The organism is Patulibacter minatonensis DSM 18081 (assembly GCF_000519325.1).
Taxonomy (GTDB): domain Bacteria; phylum Actinomycetota; class Thermoleophilia; order Solirubrobacterales; family Solirubrobacteraceae; genus Patulibacter; species Patulibacter minatonensis.
Genome location: NZ_KI912613.1, coordinates 2,578,695 through 2,581,314 on the forward strand (window position 1 = coordinate 2,578,695; position 2,620 = coordinate 2,581,314).

The 2,620-nt window shown below is 74.4% G+C and carries 4 protein-coding genes; all 4 read right to left on the reverse strand.

Annotation, left to right across the window (positions count from 1 at the left end):
- Nucleotides 1–158 precede the first annotated feature (158 nt).
- Entirely contained in the window at nucleotides 159–617 is a 459-nt protein-coding gene (locus PATMI_RS0111865; RefSeq protein WP_026911055.1) for a hypothetical protein, read from the reverse strand.
- Between the two features lie 173 nt (nucleotides 618–790).
- Nucleotides 791–1,510, reverse strand: coding sequence for a flavodoxin family protein (locus PATMI_RS0111870; RefSeq protein WP_026911056.1), 720 nt, complete (start codon nucleotides 1,508–1,510; stop codon nucleotides 791–793).
- Between the two features lie 45 nt (nucleotides 1,511–1,555).
- Nucleotides 1,556–1,810, reverse strand: a complete 255-nt coding sequence (locus PATMI_RS0111875) for an anti-sigma factor family protein (RefSeq protein WP_026911057.1) — start codon at nucleotides 1,808–1,810, stop codon at nucleotides 1,556–1,558.
- Nucleotides 1,807–2,475, reverse strand: a complete 669-nt coding sequence (locus PATMI_RS0111880) for an RNA polymerase sigma factor (protein ID WP_211241727.1) — start codon at nucleotides 2,473–2,475, stop codon at nucleotides 1,807–1,809. Before PATMI_RS0111880 ends, PATMI_RS0111875 begins: the two co-directional genes overlap by 4 nt.
- Between the last annotated feature and the right edge of the window lie 145 nt (nucleotides 2,476–2,620).

Here is a 2,620-nt window from a genome sequence, read left to right on the forward strand (position 1 = left end):
GCAACCGGCGAGGACCGCCGTCGCGACGGTGACGGAAGCGAGGGCGGAGACGGTGCGGGCGCGACCCCGGGTGCGACGCGCTCGTCCGCCCGGGCGGCGGCCGCGCCCGTGTCCGGGCCCGGACACGGCGGGCGCCCCCGGGACGCCCGCCGGTCGCCTCACGCGGCGACTTGGACCGGCGCGTCGAAGCGGGAGACGACGTGGTGGACGTCGACGTCCAGGCGGCGGCGCGCACGGCCGACGAGGTCGCGCTCCAGCCAGTTCGACCGGCCCTGCGGCCACGTCGAGATCAGGACGCCGTGCGCGGCGAACGCGGGAAGCGCGTCCTCGATGGCCTGCATCGGGTTGGCGTCGCCGACTTCTCCCGTCGTGGGGAGGCCCGCGTCGCGCAGGAGCATCAGCGCGATCCCGAGCCGCTCCTCCGCGGCGGACAGCGCGCCGTCGACGTCCGACAGCGCCCAGCGCAGCTTCGAGGTCAGCGCCGGGGCGACGACGTGGACCTCCGCCGGGCGGTCCTCGGCGTGCTCCCGGACGTGCTCCAGGATCACCCCCGGGAGGCCCGGGCAGGGGCAGGTGCGGTTGGCGACGACCAGCAGGCGGTACGGCTCGACGGACACGGTGGACTCCTCGGTGACGGGTGGTGCTTCGGTGCCTTCTCCGTCCGCCGGCGGGGTCCGGCGTTACGGCGTCCACGTCGCTGGTCGTCGGACGTCGGTGTTCTGCGCTCCAGCCATCGACCCCGCTGCGTCCGGTCGGAGGTCCGCGGCCCGGACGACGTCGTGCGGGCCGCTCAGCGGTACTCCGGGTTGGGGTGGTCGAAGCGCGCGCCGGCGTCCCAGGCGGCGCGCTGGTTGCCGTGCGCGGGGATGCCGCCGGCCCGCTTCAGCATGCGCGCCGTGTGCATGAGGTTCCACGCCATGAAGGTCGTGTTCCGCCGCGTGAAGTCGTTCTCGCGGCCGCCGCCCTCCGCGTCCGCGTACGACGGGCCCGGGCCGGCCTCGCCGATCCAGCCGCAGTCGGCCTGCGGCGGGACGACGTAGCCCAGGTGCTGCAGCGAGTAGAGCGTCTCCATGGCGACGTGCTTGATCCCGTCCTCGTTGCCGGTGACGACCACGCCGCCGACGCGGCCGTAGTAGGTCCACTGTCCCTGATCGTTCAGCTCGCCGCTGTAGCCGTAGAGCCGCTCGATCACACGGGTGCAGACGCTGCTCTTCGCGCCCAGCCAGATCGGCGTGCCGAGGACGAGGATGTCCGCCGCAAGCACGCGGGCCTGCAGCGCGGGCCAGTCGTCGCGCTCCGCGCCGAAGTCGGTCATGTCCTCCTGGACGCCGGGCGCGATCACGTGGTCCGTCGCCCGGATCCGGTCGACCTCCACGCCGTGCGCCGCCATGATCGCCGCGGCGTTGTCCATCAGTGCGTCGGTGTTCGACGGCTCCGGTGACCGCTTGAGGGTGCAGTTGACGAAGGCGGCGCGCAGGTCGCCGAAGTCGAGGTCGATGTCGGTGCTCATGGCCGCACCGTCCCACGCCGCTGCGCGGGCGTTACGCAGCGTCCGTCACGAGCGCTCGGCGCGCCAACGCGCGAAGACGTCGCGCAGCTCGCCGCGCATCTCCGGCGTGACGTCGTCCTCACGCAGCTCGCCGGTCAGCTCGAGGGTGTCCCGGAGCTGCTGCAGGTAGTGCGCGCACTTCGCGCAGGCGGCGAGGTGGTCCTGCAGCCGCTGCTCGTCCTCGATGGAGAGCGCGCCCTCGAGGTGGTCGGTGACCCGCTCGACGAACTCGGCGCAGGGCATCTCGGGGAGCGTGGTCATGGTGCGAGGTGCGCTTCGAGCGCAGAGCGGATCTTCGACCGCCCGCGGTGCAGGAGCACGCGCTGGTTCCCCGCCGTGAGCTCCAGGATCGCGCAGACCTCGTCGGAGTCGAGGCCCTCCAGGTCGCGCATCGTAAGGACGGCGCGCTGGGCGGGCGGCAGCGCGGCGATCTCGGTCTGCACCAGGCGCAGGGTCTCGGCGTGCGACAGCGCGGCCTCCGGCGAGGTGTCCCAGCGACGCGGCGGCGCGGCCCAGTGGTGCGGCCAGCGGTCGTGGTCGGCGGGGAGGAAGCGCTCGGGATCGACGGCCGTGAAGCCCTCGCCCAGCTCGCGCGCGGCGAGCGTCGCGAACGGGACGGTGCGGTGCTCGACGACCCCGCGGGTCCGCGCCCGGTTGGTGAGGATCCGGTAGATCCAGGTCCGCAGCGAGGAGCGGCCCTCGAAGCGGTCGATCCCGCGCAGGACGCCGAGCCACGTCTCCTGCACGACCTCCTCGGCGACGGCCTGGGTCGAGACGAAGGTGCGGGCCACGCGGAGCAGCCCGGGGGAGTGCAGGGACACGAGGCGGTCGAACGCCCGCTCGTCGCCGCTGCGGAGCTGGTCGAGGAGGCGGCGCTCGGAGCCGTCGGGCTCGCCGCCGTCCCGCGCAGGGCGCAGGGCGCTCACGACCGGCCCGCGTGCCGGCGGGCGGCCGTGATCTGCGCGAGCGCCCCGTCCATGGCGATCCGGACCTGGCGCGCGTCGCGGCGGACCTGGGTGAGGAGGAGGCCGCCCTGCAGGCTGGCCATCACGGCCGTCGCCAGGTCGTCCG

Excerpts from the sequence above, each read along its gene's own strand:
- PATMI_RS0111870 (WP_026911056.1), bottom strand. The coding sequence starts at position 1,510 with ATGAGCACCGACATCGACCTCGACTTCGGCGACCTGCGCGCCGCCTTC.
- PATMI_RS0111875 (WP_026911057.1), bottom strand. The coding sequence starts at position 1,810 with ATGACCACGCTCCCCGAGATGCCCTGCGCCGAGTTCGTCGAGCGGGTC.